A 15,880-nucleotide genomic window follows, 5' to 3' on the forward strand; every position below is an offset into this window, starting at 1 on the left:
ACTGGCTGAGTATTAAAACTCTTGCCAATCATCGTCACTTTTTATGACAGGTGCAGGTTCATGCTTGCCAGCTGGCGTGGTCATTTCTGCCAAGGCTTGTTTGCCAAATACCTGTTCTGCTGAACGCAATGGCGCGGCAGACGGCGTGTGAATTACAGAAGCAGTCACTTTAAAGAAGGAAATTTGATCTTTAAGTGCTTTAGTTTGATCTCTTAAGGAGTAGCTTGAAGCCGACGACTCTTCAACCAACGCGACGTTTTGTTGGTTAACATTTTCCAACTGGCCAACAGCAGAATTAATCTGGGTAACGGCAGCGGTTTGCTCTTTAGTTGCAGTGGCAATGTTTGCTACAATATCATTAATCTGAGTGATCGATTGACTGATTGAGGTTAATGACTCACCCGTTTTGTTGACTAAGCTACGACCCTCTTTTACATTATTTGAGCTCTCATCAATCAATACTTTAATGTCCTTTGCTGCATCCGCGGCTCGCTGAGCCAGCGTTCTAACTTCTCCTGCCACGACAGCAAATCCCCTGCCATGTTCACCCGCTCGAGCAGCTTCAACAGAAGCGTTAAGAGCTAATAAGTTGGTTTGAAAAGCAATACCCTCAATCAACGTGATAATAGGAACAATTTTAGTGCTGGATTTTTCAATGTGGCCCATGGCCTGAACGGCCTTACTCACCACTTCTACACCGTCAGCAGAGTCTTGTTGGGTCGTTTTCACTAACTTGCTCGCTTCATTAGCCCGATCAGTATTGTGTTCAATGGTCGCAGCCATTTCTTCCATGCTAGAAGAGGTTTCCTCCAAAGAAGCACTTTGTTCACCAGTTCGCTGAGCAAGGTCATCAGCGCCATGGGTAATTTCACTTGCGTTTGCAGCGACACTATCAGTGGCTTTCAACACGGCAGACACCGTTTTTTCCATGTTATCAACCGAGCTATTGAGTGCAGTTTTTAATTCTTCTAAACGGCCTTTATATTGCCCAGTAATACGCTGCGTTAAATTGCCATGGGCCATCTTTTCGGCCATTACAGTGGTTTCACTTAGGGCATCCGCAATGGCGTTAATGGACTTGTTAACACCCAACTTAAGTTGATCTAAGTCGCCTTGGAGAGGCGTTTCGACCCGTAAGTCAAAGTTACCTGATGCTGCCGCATTCATTACTTGGTTAATTTCACCAATGGCTTGCTCCATCGTTTTCATGGTGCTTATGAGAGTGGCACGGAAGTCAGATCCTATGGCACTTGCACCTTCTAAGCGGTAACTAAAGTTACCCGTAGCAATGGCTTTTAGGACCTCCTCAAGGCCATTCATGGTTTTTTCTACGCTGTCAGCAGAATTATTGACACCCTCTTTTAAAGTGGCCAGATCACCCACAAATTCAAGCTCAATACGATTTTCGAACCGACCTTTGGAGAGATCTGCCACCACCGTATTGGCAGCACCGATGGCGTGTTGTAAGGATTCTAAATGCTGGTTGACTGCGTTAGCCATTTGACCAATTTCATCAGTTGAGACGATATCAGTCACTCGCAGGGAAAAGTCACCCGAGGCATCGATCTTCTTGAATAATTGAGACAATGACAAAATGGGACGCCTTATTGAACGCGACATAAAAAAGGCCAATATATAAATAAGCACACTACCGATTATGCCAATTTTAAAGGCTAAGACTTTAAGTTCTTGCATAGGTGCAAAAGCTTCAGCTCTGTCAACCTCTGCAATCAAAGCCCATTGACTGCCCAATATATTAACAGGGGTATATGACGAAAGAACTGGATTGCCATTGTAGTTCATAATGGTGCTAGAGCCACTTTGGCCTGCAAGCCCAGCTTTCGTTGAGTCAGAATCAATACTACCCTCCTGAGGGTTGGCAAACGACGCTTCGACTGAATGGTTGATGGGGTCAAGGAATGAATCAGAGCGCATTAAATGGTCAGCACCCACCAAATAGCTTTCCCCTGTTGATCCCATTCCAGATCGCTCAGCCATGATTTTGTTAATGCTATCAGTTGAAATCTCCAGGGCCACAACCGCTTTTATTTTGCCTGCAGCATTGGTAATCGGTTGAGCAATAAAACTAGCAGGGACGCCGCTGGAGGGTGCATAGGCTTCAAAGTCGGCAAAGCCAAATTCGCCAGTGGCCATGACGTCACGGAATAATCGACCTAAACTAGACTCCGCATATGCGCCATTGATAAGGTTAGATTGGTAGTCAGTCTTCTTAGTGGCTGTATAGCCAACATAGCCATCTGTCTTAATAATAAAGAGGTCGCGATAACCGTATGTTTCAATGTAGGCGTTGAAGTGGGCGTTCTCTTTACCAGACAGATTTAGATTGGCACACATGTTTAGTGGACACATGTACATGTGCGGTCGAATGGTTTTGCTAAGTATAGCGAGATCTTCTTGTGTTGATTTAAAGTAGTCTTCTATTTGTCCTTTTTTAATGCTGCGAACCGTTTCAAGCTGGTTTAATGACTGTTTTTCTAAAGCTTTGGAGGCACTATCCAAAGTAGTTAGACCCAAAACCATAAGTGGGATAATCCCCACCAGCAAAAAAGCAGCAATCAGTTTCTTACTGATGCTTATTTTAGCGAACAAACTCGGCATGATGTCCTTCTCCGTGTCGAATAATTAGCAGAAACTAGTACAAAAACTTGATTGAACACTCTAGTCTTATCAATAGATTACACCCCTAGCCAGTTCATGGCTAGTGTGTCTGCAACAGTTCATGCCTAGGGCGAAGTTTAACAATGCAAAAGAACTGTTACTGCACAGCCTAAATTAGGTGCTGCGCACCTAATAGCTAGTTAACGATCAATGTTGTGCTAATTTCTTATCGGACTGCCTAGGTCAAGCATACTTACAATGCGAGCTTGGGTATCCTTAGAGCGGGCTAAGCGCAAAAATGACTCCCGTTCGGCATCAAACAAATCCTGCTCACTCATCATGGTATTAGGTTTGACTTTGCCACCGGTAAAAATACGGGCTAGTTCGGTACCTACCGCGACGTCGTGGGCAGTAATTTTTTGTTGATCTTCGGCTTCGAACAACCAATCCATCATTTCCCTATACGTATCTTCACCTGCCATTGGCAGTGGTTGGCGGGGTTTTGCTTTTTTGACGCGATCCAGTTGTGATAATGCTTCACCTAATAACCGGTCTCGGTTCATCATGTATTGATCTTCTGGGTACAGCATAGCTTGCTCAGTAGCTTCTATGGGGGACGTTGCTGTCCAACCATATCCCAAAATCATAAACGCTTTCCATGCCGCAGCTTTCATATCGCCAAGTACTTCATACCAACGGTATAGATACTCTTTACAGCCCCCTCCACCTGGCACAACGCCAACGCTTGATTCGACTAAGCCCATGACAGAATTCGCATGTCCAATGACATGGTCAGCGGCTAACACTACTTCAAAACCTCCGCCAATAGACATGCCCGCCGGTGCAGCAATGACCGGTAAGGGACACTCATTAATGGCGTGCATTGTTTGTTGAAAATGATTTAGGAAGTCATCCATACCCTTGTAATCTTGGGTTTCAAAGAACTCGCGAAAGGCAACTAGATTTACTCCACAGGAAAAATGTTGGGCGTCATTGTGAATCACAACACCTCGCAGTTGGCGCTGCTGTGCCTGCTCAAGCGCATGGCGAATAACATCCATAGACTCACTATCTAGGGCGTTAGCCTTGGAATGAAATTCTATAATAGCTGCCCCATCATACTCAAACCAACTGGCTTTAGCATTACTATACTGAGCCGTTAGGGTTTGGCGTAATTCAGAAAAACGCAGTACACCAGTGGGTCTGTTAATTGGAGCATATTGGCCCTCTTGTTCTAAGCTGCATAATTGCTGGTCAATGACTTGATAGAAACCTTGTTGTTTAGCTGCCAATAAAAGCATGGGCGCGACCTGACGGTTTTCTTTTTGCATACGCTCAACCACTCGCTGAGCACCAATCTGATCTAATAACTCAAAGGGGCCATAAATCCAGTTATAGCCAAGTTTCATAGCGTCGTCGATGGGTAGAATGTTGCGACCAATTTCTGGGATCAGGGCAGCTGCGTAATTCAATGTGCTCGACAAGACTTGCCATGCAAAACGACCATATGCGCTATCGTCATCTAATAATACAGCAACGCCTTGAACTTCTGCTTGTTGCGCCATTGGCAGTTGCAAACGGGCTGTCGTTTGATACGTACCATCAGTTAAGTTCAACATTTGTTTACCAGCGTCTGTATCTCGGTAAAATCCTTGACCTCCTTTATTGCCAGTTTGTCCGTTAGCCACCATTTTTGTCATTAAAGGAATAGGCTGAGCATATTGGTGAAACTCGTCCTCTGCTGGCAATATACTTTCGAGGCTCTTTGCCACATCAGCCATAAGGTCAATGCCGATTAAATCATACAAGCCAAATACGCCAGTTTTAGGAATGCCCATGGGGCGGCCAAATAATGCATCCGCCTCAGCGGGAGATAAACCCATATCAAAGGCCGTATGCAAGGCACATTGGATGGCAAATACGCCCACTCGATTACCTAAAAACCCCGGTGTGTCTTCACATACCACAACGCCCTTACCCAAATTACTTTCACAAAATTGCTCTAAGGTCTTAACCACTTCATCACTGGTATGTTCGCCCCGCACCAGCTCTAATAAACGCATAAAACGCACAGGGTTAAAAAAGTGTGTAATAGCAAAGCGTTCGCAAAAGGCTTGAGGCATGCCCTGAGTCAGCAAACTGATGGGGATGGTGGACGTATTTGAAGTAATAATGGTGTTTGCGCCAGTCATCACATCTATGCGCTGGTATAAGGCTTGTTTAATGTCCAAACGCTCAACTACGGCTTCGGCTACCCAATCACAATCTGCAAGTTGCTCAAAGTCATCCTCGGTGTTGCCACAGTGAATAAGTTGACCCGCTTCATTACTCATTAAACCTGGAGCATTCGGGTTGTTGAGGCGCTTAAATCCACGTTCAGCTAAAGCATTAACACTGTCTCCAGCGCTGGGAAGATCTAATAGCCAGACTTCTACTCCAGCATTGGCCACTTGACCCGCAATGCCTGCGCCCATTGTGCCAGCACCAATGACTGCAACTTTCTTGATGGGTGATGCTGCAGACAACGAATTATTAATCAACTTGGCCATGATTATGTCTCTAAAGATTGGATAAATTTTTTCATTAGGTTGAGGCTTTCTTTGGGCGCTTCCATTGGCAACATATGCCCACTGTCAGCAATAATCTGTGCGGCTGTGTTTAAGTCCAATGCGAGCTTCAAGCCTTCTTTTTTGGGAGTCATGCGGTCCTGTGCCGCTAGAATGACGCAACTAGGGCAACCTACGTTGGCAAGTTGGAGAGCCTTTTCAGCACCTTTTTCATATGCATTGCATGCGATTAAGTCTATTGCGAGAGGGTTATTTGCCATAATCCGAGTGCCAATACCAATGGGCTGCATGCCAGGTACTGAGCTCGCACCGTATTGATGTGGGCTACCAAAACCCCACTGCAGCATCATTTCGGCGGCAATTTTGGGGTTGGATTGTGCCGTTTCAACTAAGGCTGGATTCACAGGTATGGCGCTAGCAGTGGCAAGAGCGGTGATAGATTTAAGTCGATCACCGAGTAAACCTGCAGCTTCTAAAGCCACTAAAAATCCTTGGGAATGTCCTACTAAGTGGACCTTGTCTACCTTGGCGGTGTCCAATGCTCGCACAAGCCAAGCTGCCATGAGTTCGATACTAGTGAGGGCTTCGCCCTCAGATAAGCTATGGGCGGGAAAGTCGGGAGCAAATACACTATAACCGTGGAAGGCAAACCAGCGTGCCTGCAGGGCCCAGCACCGGTGATCGGTGCCTGAACCGTGTAATAAAACGACTGTGGGTAAATGGGCTGCAAATGGTTTTCCACCAGTGGCAATAAACGTATTAGCGTTATCAACTTGAATATACATGTTTACGTCTCTGCCTGTTGCGCCACAATCTTAGCTGCTGCTCGCAAACCCAGGCTAAAATCGGCTTGAATATCTTTTAGCGTCTCAATTCCTACAGACACCCTGATAAGGTCTGCACCGATGCCTGCAGCTATGAGGTCGTTTTCACTCAGTCGCGAATGAGTCGTGCTACCTGGATGGAGCACCAGAGTCCGAGAGTCACCCACATTGGCTAGGTTTGATGATAATTGTAGGGCGTTGATAAAGGCAGCTCCAGCATCGCGACCACCTTTCACTCCAAAGGTGAGCATTGAACCTGCACCTTTAGGGAAAAGTGCTTTGGTATGCGCGTCAGCATTAATGTCAGGGTGATTAACCCAAGCGACTGCATCCTGTGTTTGCAGCCAAGTGACCATCGCTTGAGCGTTAGAGACATGCTGCTGCATGCGCAAGTTTAACGTTTCCAAGCCCTGCAATAACAAAAAAGCATTATGGGGCGTCATGGCTGCACCTATGTCACGCATCGATTCACAGCGGATGCGCATGGCTAAAGCAGCAGGGCCAAATTCTTCCCAAAAATTCATGCCGTGAAAGGGTTCGTAGGGCTGGGTTAGGGTGGGGAAGCGACCACTTTTAAGCCAATCAAAATTACCTCCATCAATGACTACACCCCCTATAGCAACGCCATGGCCACCAATCCACTTAGTCACTGAATGCACCACGACATCAGCACCATGCTCAATCGGATTATTGAGGTAGGGCGTTGCAAACGTTGCATCCACAACCAAGGGTATGCCCTGAGCATGAGCAGTTTCTGCAATGGCAGGTAAGTTAGAAACTGCAAGGCCAGGGTTACCGATGGATTCGCAAAACACTAACTTAGTGTTGTCCTGTATGGCAGCAGCTAAAGCCTGTTGATCATTAATGTCAACAAAGGTGCAGTCAATGTTAAATCGCTTAAGGGAGTGCTTCAAAAGTGTCACGGTGGATCCGTATATCTGAGCAGCACTAACAATATGATCGCCAGCAGAACACAGGCTGAAAAAACTCACAAACAGGGCACTCATGCCAGACGCCGTACAAATTGCTCCTGCACCTCCTTCTAAAGCAGCCAAGCGCTGTTCTAAGACCGCCACAGTGGGGTTAGAAATCCGGCTGTAGATATGCCCACCTTGCTCCACATTGAATAACGCGGAAGCTTCATCGACACTATCAAACACGTATGAGGTTGTTTGGTAAATAGGCACTGCCCTAGAACCATGATCTGATTCTGGCTGATAGCCACTGTGGAGCGCAATGGTATCGGCGCCTAAATAAGAAGATTTGCTCATAGTGTTGCCTTAAGGTGCTTAATCAGCAGCTGGTTGTGGGGTCAAGCCTAGGGCCTCAAAGTTAAAAGGTAGACTCGTCAGTTGGCCTTGCAATTTGCCAAGGCTGGTGTGCACATCGACCGTTAGGCTATCGCCTAAAGTGGGCAAAGAACACAACGCAAACGCTAAGTGTACCCCATATTTAGGCGAAGGGGCTTGGCTGGTGATTTCGCCCGCCCATTGGTCTTCCAAGAAGACGTCTGTTTGAGAAATAGTACAGGTTTGGTTAATGACTAAACCCATGAGTTTTTTCGCTGGCACATGCTGGCGCAAAGCAGGCAAGGATAAGCTCTCTATATCAGCATCTAAATCGACATATTGGCCTAGGCCACATTCAAAAGGTGTGGTGGTATAATCCATGTCGTTGCCTAAGGACAATAGTCCACTTTCAACGCGCTCTATGCCATTAGGGCATCCAGGGCCTACATTTAAATCTTTGCCCTTTGCGAAAAATTCATCCCATAATGGACCCGCAAGACTTGCATTATCCACATAAATTTCAAAACCACCTTGTTTACTCCAGCCAGATCGGGCCACCTGCATCTCTACCCCTTGGTATGACATGGGTTTAATTTGAAAGAATTTAATGTCGCGCACACCTTCCCCAAACACCCTCGCCATGAGCTCTTCTGCCTTGGGACCTTGCACGGCAATGGGCCAAACATCAGGTTCGGTGACACTAACATCCAAGTTAAACCCAATGGCTAAACCCTGCGCCCATAACATGACATCTGTATCAGCAATCGATAACCACCAATCAGTTTCAGTGAGTTTTATGGCGATGGGATCATTAACAATGCCACCTTCAGGATTGCAAAGGGGCACATAAAAGCATCGACCAATACGGGCTTTGGATAAGTCTCTAGGGGTCATCATTTGGATGAGGCGGTAGGCATCGGGACCACTAATAGCCACTTGTTTTTCAGCCGAAACATCCCACACTTGTACATGTTCACACAAGTGCCAATAGTCGTCTTCCATACCGCGGAAGTTCGCCGCTAATAGCGTGTGGTTGTAGATAGTGTAGGCTTGCACCCCTGCGGCTTCAACGCGACTGGTAAAGGGGGTTGCGCGGGTACGCCGACTGATTGAAAGATTGGAAGTTGATAGACGAGTGATAGACAGTTCTGGGTTCATAAGTGGCGACCAAACAATGTTAGGGGTTGAACATATGGGCGCAATATACGCCAGCTTTCTCCTTGGGGAAATACATAAGTCTAGTCAGTCACTTTTCAGACTGACGGGGCTAATTTTGGTGTTTCAAGGGGTTCAACGACAGGCCTTAAGGCCTAAGGCCTCAAAGTTAAAAGGTAAGCTGGTGAGCGTGCCAGTCACTTGGCCTTGATCAGTGTTAACGGCTACTGTTTTAGCCCCATTTAAGGCTTCTAAATCACACATGACAAAGGCCAAACGACGCATGTACCTAGGGGAGTATGCTTGGCTGCGAATATCCCCAATTTTTTGATCACCAACAAACACATTCACGTCACTTAAACTGCGATGGTACTCCAGTACCAAACCCATCAGTTTTTTGGTCGGGGTGTGAAGTCTTAATGCAGGCAAGCTTAGGCTTTCAATATCGGCATCAAGGTTGATGTATTTTTCTAAACCAATTTCAAACGGTGTGGTTGTGTGGTCCATATCGCTGCCAAAAGACATGAGTCCACTCTCAATGCGCTCAATCAAGTTGGGGCAACCTGCACGCACATCCAAGTCTTGTCCTTTAGCAAACAATTCATCCCATAATTGGGTGCCAATATGTGCATCATTAACAAACACTTCAAAGCCGGTTTGTTTACTCCAGCCAGAACGAGCTACTTTCATGCGCTTGCCCTTATAAACAAAGGGTGCGATGGCAAAAAAGCCGAGTTCTTTAATGGCATCACCAAAAACGCGGCACATTAATTCCTCTGCTTTAGGTCCTTGCACTGCTAAGGGATAAATTTCTGGTTCTCTGACCTCAACATCTAAACCAAAGCCAACGGCTAAGCCTTTTGCCCACAGCAATACATCTGAGTCTGCAACAGATAAACGCCAGTGGCGATCATTGATCTTAATGCCTACGCCATCACTAATCATGCTGCCGTTCTCATCACACATGGGTAAGTAATAACAACGGCCTACTTGGGCATTCGAAAGGTCTCTAGGTGTCATGTATTGAGCCAACTGGTTAGCGCCAGGGCCCATGAGGGTCACTTGTTTTTCACAACTCACATCCCACACCTGAACATTTTCACACAAGTGCCAATAATCCACTTCAATGCCACGGAATGAGGTGGCTAATAAGGTGTGATTATAAACCGTGTAGCCTGTCGCACCAGCAGCCTCTACGCGACTGCTAAAAGGGGTGCGACTCGTACGCCGTGAAATAGACAAATGTGGACGCATGCAAATGACTCCGCTGCACTAAAAGGACTTCATTCTGCCCTTAATAAAGGTAAGCTTCAAGCCTTCTTATTAACATGGACATGGCTAGGTCGCTCTGCTCCTTACAAAGACGTAAATAAGCAAATGCAGGCAATGACCCCGCGGGCTTTTAACCTACTATTAAGTGGGCTGGTGTCTGGGCACTTGTCCACTACTAAGAGTTAGCCGCCTTGGTGTTTTAACAGGGCTTTTATTTCAGCTAATTCATTGCGTAAGTCGGTCATTGAGGGTTCTCCATCGGCTAGACGTTCGGCTGCATTTTCATTTTCCATGACATTGACAACGATGCCAATCACCATATTTAAAAATGCAAAGGTAGTCAGAAATATAAAACTCAAAAAGAACACCCACGCGTAACCATAAACTGCCATCACTTCGTACATTACATCGGTCCAATCTTCAAAGGTCATCACTCTAAACAGCGTGAGCATAGAGATTGATATATCACCCCATAAAACGGGATTAATGGTGTCGAAGAAAGTGGTGCCAACAGCCGCATAAATGTAAAAAATGATGAACATTAGTAACAGAACATAACCCAACTGAGGCATCGCCTTAATGAGTGAATTCAGTAATATGCGCAGTTCAGGCACCACTGACACCATTCGCAACACCCGAAAAATACGAATAAGGCGGCCAACTAGAGCTAATTCACTGTCCTCTATAGGAATCAGGCTGACAATAACAATGACGCTATCGAAAACATTCCAGCCATTAAAAAAGAACCTACTTTTCTGAGGATCACCTGCAAAACGAATACTGATTTCTATCAGGAAAAAAATCGTAATGCCAATGTCTAAAAAACCGATGAGGCTAATCAAGCCCGCGGGCATCGAATAGGTTTTAGCGCCAATGACCAAGGCAGATAGCAAGATGATGCTGACCACAAATAACTCAAATATTTTGTTAGATCGTAGGGTAAATAACCGAGATTGAAGACTGAGGGGAATCATTGAAAAGGGCTCATTAAGTGCGATTTTAGGACTGTTTTAGGGTCGCTGGTAAATATACCTTGCTTGCTGTGCGGCTTCAATGGCTGTTAGATCTAGTTTTTTAAAATAATAGCTTTCTAGCTTATAGTGCTTTGCGAACCGTCACTTAACCTCAATGTTTCTGTTTGAAACAGTAATATTGGCCCAGCACAATAACGAGAAACAATATGCCTTTCATGAGAAGGGTGTGATAACCTAGCTTAAATATTGGTAATAATACTTTACCAATTTAAATATTATGGTCTAGGTTATGGTTATGAATACCTTATCAAATGCATCTAACAAGCCCTCCCATGAGAGCCTGATAGACGTATCCGTCTTTGTCAGCGCCTTACAAAAAATACTGCCAGTTGGTGCGGTGATTCTTTCAAAAGAAGGTCAAAGACCTTTTGAATGTGATGGCTTGACTATATACCAGCAATTACCTTTAGTCACAGCGATGCCAGAAACTGTAGACCAAGTGCAGGCTATTCTGCGTCTTTCCCACTTGCATGGGGTACCCTTAGTGCCAAGGGGTGCCGGCACCGGTCTATGCGCTGGCGCAATGCCCCATGCTGAAGGTCTTTTATTGGTCATGACCAAACTTAATCAAATTATCCATATCAACCATGAAACCTGCACAGCAACAGTGCAACCGGGTGTGCGTAATCTAGCACTCACGGAGGCCGTTGCGCCTTTTGGCCTGTATTATGCGCCAGACCCATCTTCACAAATTGCCTGTACCATCGGTGGTAACGTGGCGGAAAATTCGGGTGGAGTACACTGTCTTAAGTACGGCCTTACAGTGAATAACCTGCTACAAGTTACTATGGTGACCATTGAAGGGGAAATAATGACCTTGGGTGGTACAGGTTTAGATGAACCCGGTATGGATTTATTGAGCTTAATGGTCGGTTCTGAAGGGTTGCTAGGTGTAGTGGTGGAAGCGAAGGTCAAACTATTACCAAGGGCACCAAGAGTGCAAGTGCTTGTGGCGGCCTATGACAGCGTTACCGCTGCAGGTGATGCAGTTGCAGCCCTGATTGGGCAGGGTATTATCCCTGCGGGTTTAGAGATGATGGACCATTTGGCTATTAGTGCGGCCGAAGACTTTGTCAAAGTGGGATATCCAACAGATGCCCAAGCATTGCTCATTTGTGAGTTAGACGGCACTGATGCCGAAGTCGAAGAGCAATTACTTTTGGTGTGTGAGTGTTTTAAGCAACACGGCGCGCACCATATTCGTATCGCTAAAGATGCCACAGAAGCTGCAGCCTTATGGCAAGGGCGTAAAGCGGCTTTTCCTGCAGTGGGACGTATATCTCCCGATTATTATTGTATGGATGGCACTATCCCCCGCAGCCAGGTGGGTTTCGTGTTAACGCGTATTAGTGAATTATCCCAGTTTTATGGGCTTCGGGTTGCCAACGTTTTTCATGCTGGCGATGGCAATTTACACCCACTTATTCTGTTTGATGCCAGCATTGATGGAGAACTCGAGCAAGCAGAATTATTAGGCGGAGATATTCTGACTTTATGTGTTGATGTGGGGGGCACTATTACTGGTGAACACGGTGTGGGTTTAGAAAAAATGCCCCAAATGCCCTATCAATTTGGAGATGCAGAGTTGGCTCAGTTCAGGCGCTTAAAAGCGGCCTTTGATAGTGAAGAGTTATTAAACCCAGGCAAAGCTATTCCCACACTTAAGTATTGCCAAGAATATCGGAGCTTACAGCATGGGTGATTTAACCCTGCAGTTAGAACAACAAATCCAACACGCTTATGCCACGAAAACACCCCTTAAAATTGAGGCTGGTAATACTAAAACTTACCTAGGCAGAGAGTCCTCCGGCGAAGTGGTTGATATGGCCAGTCATAGCGGAGTCATAAGTTATAGCGCCACTGAATTGGTCGTCCGTGCGCGTGCAGGCACAAAAATTTCGCTACTCAACGATCTGTTAGCAGAGCAACACCAACGCCTGCCTTTTGAACCCCCAAGTTTTGCTGGTGAAGCCACCATTGGTGGCACTGTGGCAGCGAATCAAACAGGGGCTTCGCGGCCCTGGTTTGGTGGTGTTAAAGACAGTTTGCTGGGCCTAGGACTCATCAATGGCTATGGTGAAGTGATGCAGTTTGGTGGTCAAGTGATGAAAAACGTTGCAGGCTTTGATGTGACGCGTTTGCAGTGCGGTGCTATGGGTAGTTTGGGCCTGATTACCGACGTCTCTATCAAAGTTTTACCAGAGTTCAAGGCAGGCCACACCCTCACCTTTGACATGACCATAGAAGCTGCATTAGAGGCAATGTTGAGCTGGGCTAACCTCAGTCTACCCATCACGGGTATGAGCCATTTTAAGGGTCTGCTTTATGTAAGACTGCAAGGTGGTGCAGGTGGAGTAGCCTCAGCCAGTACTTTTTTGGGTGGTGAAAAGCTAGCATCAAAAGCTGCAGAAATATTTTGGCAAGCGCTAAGGGAAGGGTCTCTATTGCAACCACGCCATGATCAAACCTTATGGCGTTGGAGTGGGGCAAGCGATACGCTCACAAACACAGTACCTAATACGTCTTTGATTAACTGGGCTGGAGCGGAACGCTGGGTCTTAACAGAGACTTCAGATACGCCTCTGGAGGGTCTGGTGCAATATCAAGGCGGTGACCGATTAGCTGAGGTTTATGGTGCTATAAGTGCGCCTCAGCAGGCCCTGCAGCAGCGCATAAAACATGCCTTTGACCCCCATGGAATTCTTAATGTGGGTCGTCTATATGCTTGGATGTAAACTATGAAGACCATTATTGCCAAAGAGTTTGCTGACCAACCTCAATTTGCACCAGTTAAAGATATATTACAAGCCTGCGTGCACTGTGGTTTTTGCACTGCAACCTGCCCAACATATTTATTGTTAGGTGATGAACGTGACAGCCCACGTGGCCGCATTTATATGATGAAAGCGATGTTTGAGGGTGAACAAGTGACGCAAGAAACGCGTCATCATTTAGATCGCTGCTTGACCTGCAGAAGTTGTGAAACGACCTGCCCTTCGGGCGTGGAGTATGGTCATCTAGTGGACTTAGGTCGTGTGGTAGTAGAGCAAAAAGCGCCTCGTCCCATGCATCAAAAACTATTGCGCTGGGGGCTAAGGCAAATATTACCTTATCGGTCCAGATTTGGTCCATTACTGAAACTAGGTCAGTTAGTTAGGCCCATGTTGCCCGTAGTTATAAAACAACATGTGCCTCTTGCTGTGCCTCAACTAGTGGCCCCCCAAAGTAACCATAAACGGGTGATGTTGAGTTTGCCTGGCTGTGCTCAAGCGAGTGCGGCACCCAATACAGATATTGCTGCAGCACAGGTGCTAGACCAATTGGGCATTACCTTAAAAGTGCTTCATCAAAGTGGTTGCTGTGGTGCTGTTAATCATCATCTGAATGCCCATGAAAAAGCCCTAGAGCAAGCAAGGCACAATATTGATTTAATATGGCCCGAATTGCAGGCTGGTGCTGAAGCTCTGGTGATTACTGCCTCAGGTTGCGGTGCGGCGTTGCAAGAGTATGGCCACATGTTGCGTGATGACTTAACTTATGTAGATAAAGCCAAGCAAGTTTCCAAGGCCGCCAAGGATATCGTGGAAATTTTGGGTCAAGAAGACCTTGCGCCCATTAAAGCTAAGTTAAATAACCCCCAAGTTGCGGGCAAAGCGTTAGGCCAAGGGTTAGGCAAAGTGGCGGTGCATTGTCCGTGCACGCAGCAACATGCCATGCAATTGCCGTTTAAGGTCAAAGCTCTTTTAGACCATTTAGGTCTAGACACTGCCGCTACTAAAAATGACCATTTGTGTTGTGGTTCAGCAGGCACATACTCGTTGCTGCAACCTGACTTAAGTCACCAACTGCGTAGCCAAAAAATAAAGGACCTAACCATAGACTCGCCGCAATTAATTGTTACGGCTAATATTGGCTGCCAACTCCATTTAGGTGGTGCAGGAAATGTACCCGTCAAACACTGGTTAGAATTGTTGGTTGAATGACCCACTATTAAATTAAGTATGGGCCTTACTCTCTCGTAGGCTTGAGCTGCAAAGTGCAAGGTCACGTTTTAAAGGGTTAACTTTAAGGGACTAGCTTTAAGATCGCACCAGGTTTTGGAGCCACAAAAAAATCAGGCGCCAATTGACGTTTGATTAATGCCTCAGCCAGCAATGTACGGGGCTCTTTAATCTTTTCGTCGGTTAACACAAAGGTGCCCCAGTGCATGCCAAATGACTTGGATACTTGCAAATCAAGGGCAACTTGCACCGCTTCTGCTGGATCAATATGTGAGCCTTTCATAAACCATCTGGGCTTATAGGCTCCAATGGGGATAAACGCAAAGTCTGGCGTTCCCAACCGCTCTTGCGTGGCCACAAAATCTTTGGAGTAGCCAGTATCACCAGCGTGGTAAAGTGATAGAGCAGGGCTTTTTAAAAACCAACCGCCCCACAAGCTAGTGTTACGTCCAGTAATGCCGCGTCCAGACCAATGTTGCACCGGTGTGAAGATAAATTCAGTTTGTTTGACTTGAATATTTTGCCACCACCTAAATTCTGACACATGATTTAAGCCTTCTGAGTCCAGTAATTCTTTATCACCTTGCGGTGCCAAAATAACCATATTTGGATTATTTTTTTGCAGTAATTTCAAACTTGGCAGATCAAGGTGGTCGTAATGATTGTGACTAATCAACACGGCATCAATCTTGGGTAATTGTTGCACTGACATAGCAGGTGGAATCAGTCGTTCTGGCCCAGCCCAGCTGACTGGAGAGGCCCGATCTGAGAAAATGGGGTCTGTTAAAATAGTCACGTCGCCTGTGTCGATAAGGTAGGTGGCATGACCAATCCAAATGGCGTAGGGATGTGGTTGAGGCGTCAGATTGCGCCACTCATCAGAAACTTCTATAGCGACTCTTGCTGGTGATGCATTTTTGGATAGGCGCCACTCAATAACATCACCTAGGCTTTTAGGACCCACGTTTGGGTTAGTGTTATTAAAAGTTTCAGCGACACTGCAGGCCGGCAAAACGAGTGTAAAAATTAGCCCTGTGAGGGCAGAAAAAAAGCCTTTTTTGACCAATAATTGAGCGTTTAGATTCAAAATTATACCTTTGACAGTTAATAACACTTAGC

11 protein-coding genes are annotated in these 15,880 nt (G+C 46.1%); 3 read left to right on the forward strand and 8 right to left on the reverse strand.

Going from position 1 to position 15,880, the window contains the following annotated elements; all coding sequences use genetic code 11:
• Nucleotides 1–12: 12 nt before the first annotated feature.
• From ABXT59_RS02850 to ABXT59_RS02880, 7 genes are all read right to left on the reverse strand, one after another.
• Nucleotides 13–2,619: a methyl-accepting chemotaxis protein gene (locus ABXT59_RS02850; protein ID WP_443637568.1), complete on the reverse strand. Its 2,607-nt coding sequence runs from the start codon at nucleotides 2,617–2,619 to the stop codon at nucleotides 13–15.
• Between the two features lie 218 nt (nucleotides 2,620–2,837).
• Nucleotides 2,838–5,168, reverse strand: a complete 2,331-nt coding sequence (locus ABXT59_RS02855) for a 3-hydroxyacyl-CoA dehydrogenase NAD-binding domain-containing protein (RefSeq protein ID WP_443637569.1) — start codon at nucleotides 5,166–5,168, stop codon at nucleotides 2,838–2,840.
• Nucleotides 5,169–5,170: 2 nt separating this feature from the next.
• On the reverse strand, nucleotides 5,171–5,971 hold the full coding sequence (locus ABXT59_RS02860; protein ID WP_443637570.1) for an alpha/beta fold hydrolase: 801 nt from the start codon (nucleotides 5,969–5,971) through the stop codon (nucleotides 5,171–5,173).
• A gap of 2 nt (nucleotides 5,972–5,973) precedes the next feature.
• Nucleotides 5,974–7,281, reverse strand: coding sequence for an O-acetylhomoserine aminocarboxypropyltransferase/cysteine synthase family protein (locus tag ABXT59_RS02865; RefSeq protein ID WP_443637571.1), 1,308 nt, complete (start codon nucleotides 7,279–7,281; stop codon nucleotides 5,974–5,976).
• A gap of 18 nt (nucleotides 7,282–7,299) precedes the next feature.
• Nucleotides 7,300–8,457 (reverse strand): dimethylsulfoniopropionate demethylase, encoded by a 1,158-nt coding sequence (locus ABXT59_RS02870; protein ID WP_443637572.1) that lies wholly within the window; start codon nucleotides 8,455–8,457, stop codon nucleotides 7,300–7,302.
• Nucleotides 8,458–8,589: 132 nt separating this feature from the next.
• Nucleotides 8,590–9,708 (reverse strand): dimethylsulfoniopropionate demethylase, encoded by a 1,119-nt coding sequence (locus ABXT59_RS02875; RefSeq protein ID WP_443637573.1) that lies wholly within the window; start codon nucleotides 9,706–9,708, stop codon nucleotides 8,590–8,592.
• A gap of 200 nt (nucleotides 9,709–9,908) precedes the next feature.
• Nucleotides 9,909–10,700 (reverse strand): ion transporter, encoded by a 792-nt coding sequence (locus tag ABXT59_RS02880; RefSeq protein ID WP_443637575.1) that lies wholly within the window; start codon nucleotides 10,698–10,700, stop codon nucleotides 9,909–9,911.
• 295 nt (nucleotides 10,701–10,995) lie between these two features.
• On the opposite strand from ABXT59_RS02880, the gene ABXT59_RS02885 reads away from it, so the two are divergent.
• The 3 genes from ABXT59_RS02885 to glcF are packed head-to-tail and all read left to right on the forward strand — an operon-like array spanning nucleotide 10,996 to nucleotide 14,743.
• Nucleotides 10,996–12,462, forward strand: a complete 1,467-nt coding sequence (locus tag ABXT59_RS02885; RefSeq protein WP_443637576.1) for an FAD-linked oxidase C-terminal domain-containing protein — start codon at nucleotides 10,996–10,998, stop codon at nucleotides 12,460–12,462.
• Complete coding sequence (glcE, locus tag ABXT59_RS02890; RefSeq protein ID WP_443637578.1) at nucleotides 12,455–13,495, forward strand: glycolate oxidase subunit GlcE; 1,041 nt, start codon at nucleotides 12,455–12,457, stop codon at nucleotides 13,493–13,495. The genes ABXT59_RS02885 and glcE overlap by 8 nt, the downstream gene beginning before the upstream one ends.
• A 3-nt stretch (nucleotides 13,496–13,498) precedes the next feature.
• Nucleotides 13,499–14,743, forward strand: a complete 1,245-nt coding sequence (gene glcF / locus ABXT59_RS02895; RefSeq protein WP_443637579.1) for a glycolate oxidase subunit GlcF — start codon at nucleotides 13,499–13,501, stop codon at nucleotides 14,741–14,743.
• 82 nt (nucleotides 14,744–14,825) lie between these two features.
• On the opposite strand, the gene ABXT59_RS02900 is transcribed toward glcF, so the two are convergent.
• Complete coding sequence (locus tag ABXT59_RS02900) at nucleotides 14,826–15,848, reverse strand: MBL fold metallo-hydrolase (RefSeq protein ID WP_443637581.1); 1,023 nt, start codon at nucleotides 15,846–15,848, stop codon at nucleotides 14,826–14,828.
• Nucleotides 15,849–15,880: the final 32 nt, after the last annotated feature.

The organism is Candidatus Njordibacter sp. Uisw_058 (assembly GCF_047730065.1).
In the GTDB taxonomy this organism is placed as follows: Bacteria; Pseudomonadota; Gammaproteobacteria; order Pseudomonadales; family Balneatricaceae; genus Njordibacter.

Excerpts from the sequence above, each read along its gene's own strand:
- ABXT59_RS02850 (WP_443637568.1), bottom strand. The coding sequence starts at position 2,619 with ATGCCGAGTTTGTTCGCTAAAATAAGCATCAGTAAGAAACTGATTGCT.
- ABXT59_RS02855 (WP_443637569.1), bottom strand. The coding sequence starts at position 5,168 with ATGGCCAAGTTGATTAATAATTCGTTGTCTGCAGCATCACCCATCAAG.
- ABXT59_RS02860 (WP_443637570.1), bottom strand. The coding sequence starts at position 5,971 with ATGTATATTCAAGTTGATAACGCTAATACGTTTATTGCCACTGGTGGA.
- ABXT59_RS02865 (WP_443637571.1), bottom strand. The coding sequence starts at position 7,281 with ATGAGCAAATCTTCTTATTTAGGCGCCGATACCATTGCGCTCCACAGT.
- ABXT59_RS02870 (WP_443637572.1), bottom strand. The coding sequence starts at position 8,457 with ATGAACCCAGAACTGTCTATCACTCGTCTATCAACTTCCAATCTTTCA.
- ABXT59_RS02875 (WP_443637573.1), bottom strand. The coding sequence starts at position 9,708 with ATGCGTCCACATTTGTCTATTTCACGGCGTACGAGTCGCACCCCTTTT.
- ABXT59_RS02880 (WP_443637575.1), bottom strand. The coding sequence starts at position 10,700 with ATGATTCCCCTCAGTCTTCAATCTCGGTTATTTACCCTACGATCTAAC.
- ABXT59_RS02885 (WP_443637576.1), top strand. The coding sequence starts at position 10,996 with ATGAATACCTTATCAAATGCATCTAACAAGCCCTCCCATGAGAGCCTG.
- glcE (WP_443637578.1), top strand. The coding sequence starts at position 12,455 with ATGGGTGATTTAACCCTGCAGTTAGAACAACAAATCCAACACGCTTAT.
- glcF (WP_443637579.1), top strand. The coding sequence starts at position 13,499 with ATGAAGACCATTATTGCCAAAGAGTTTGCTGACCAACCTCAATTTGCA.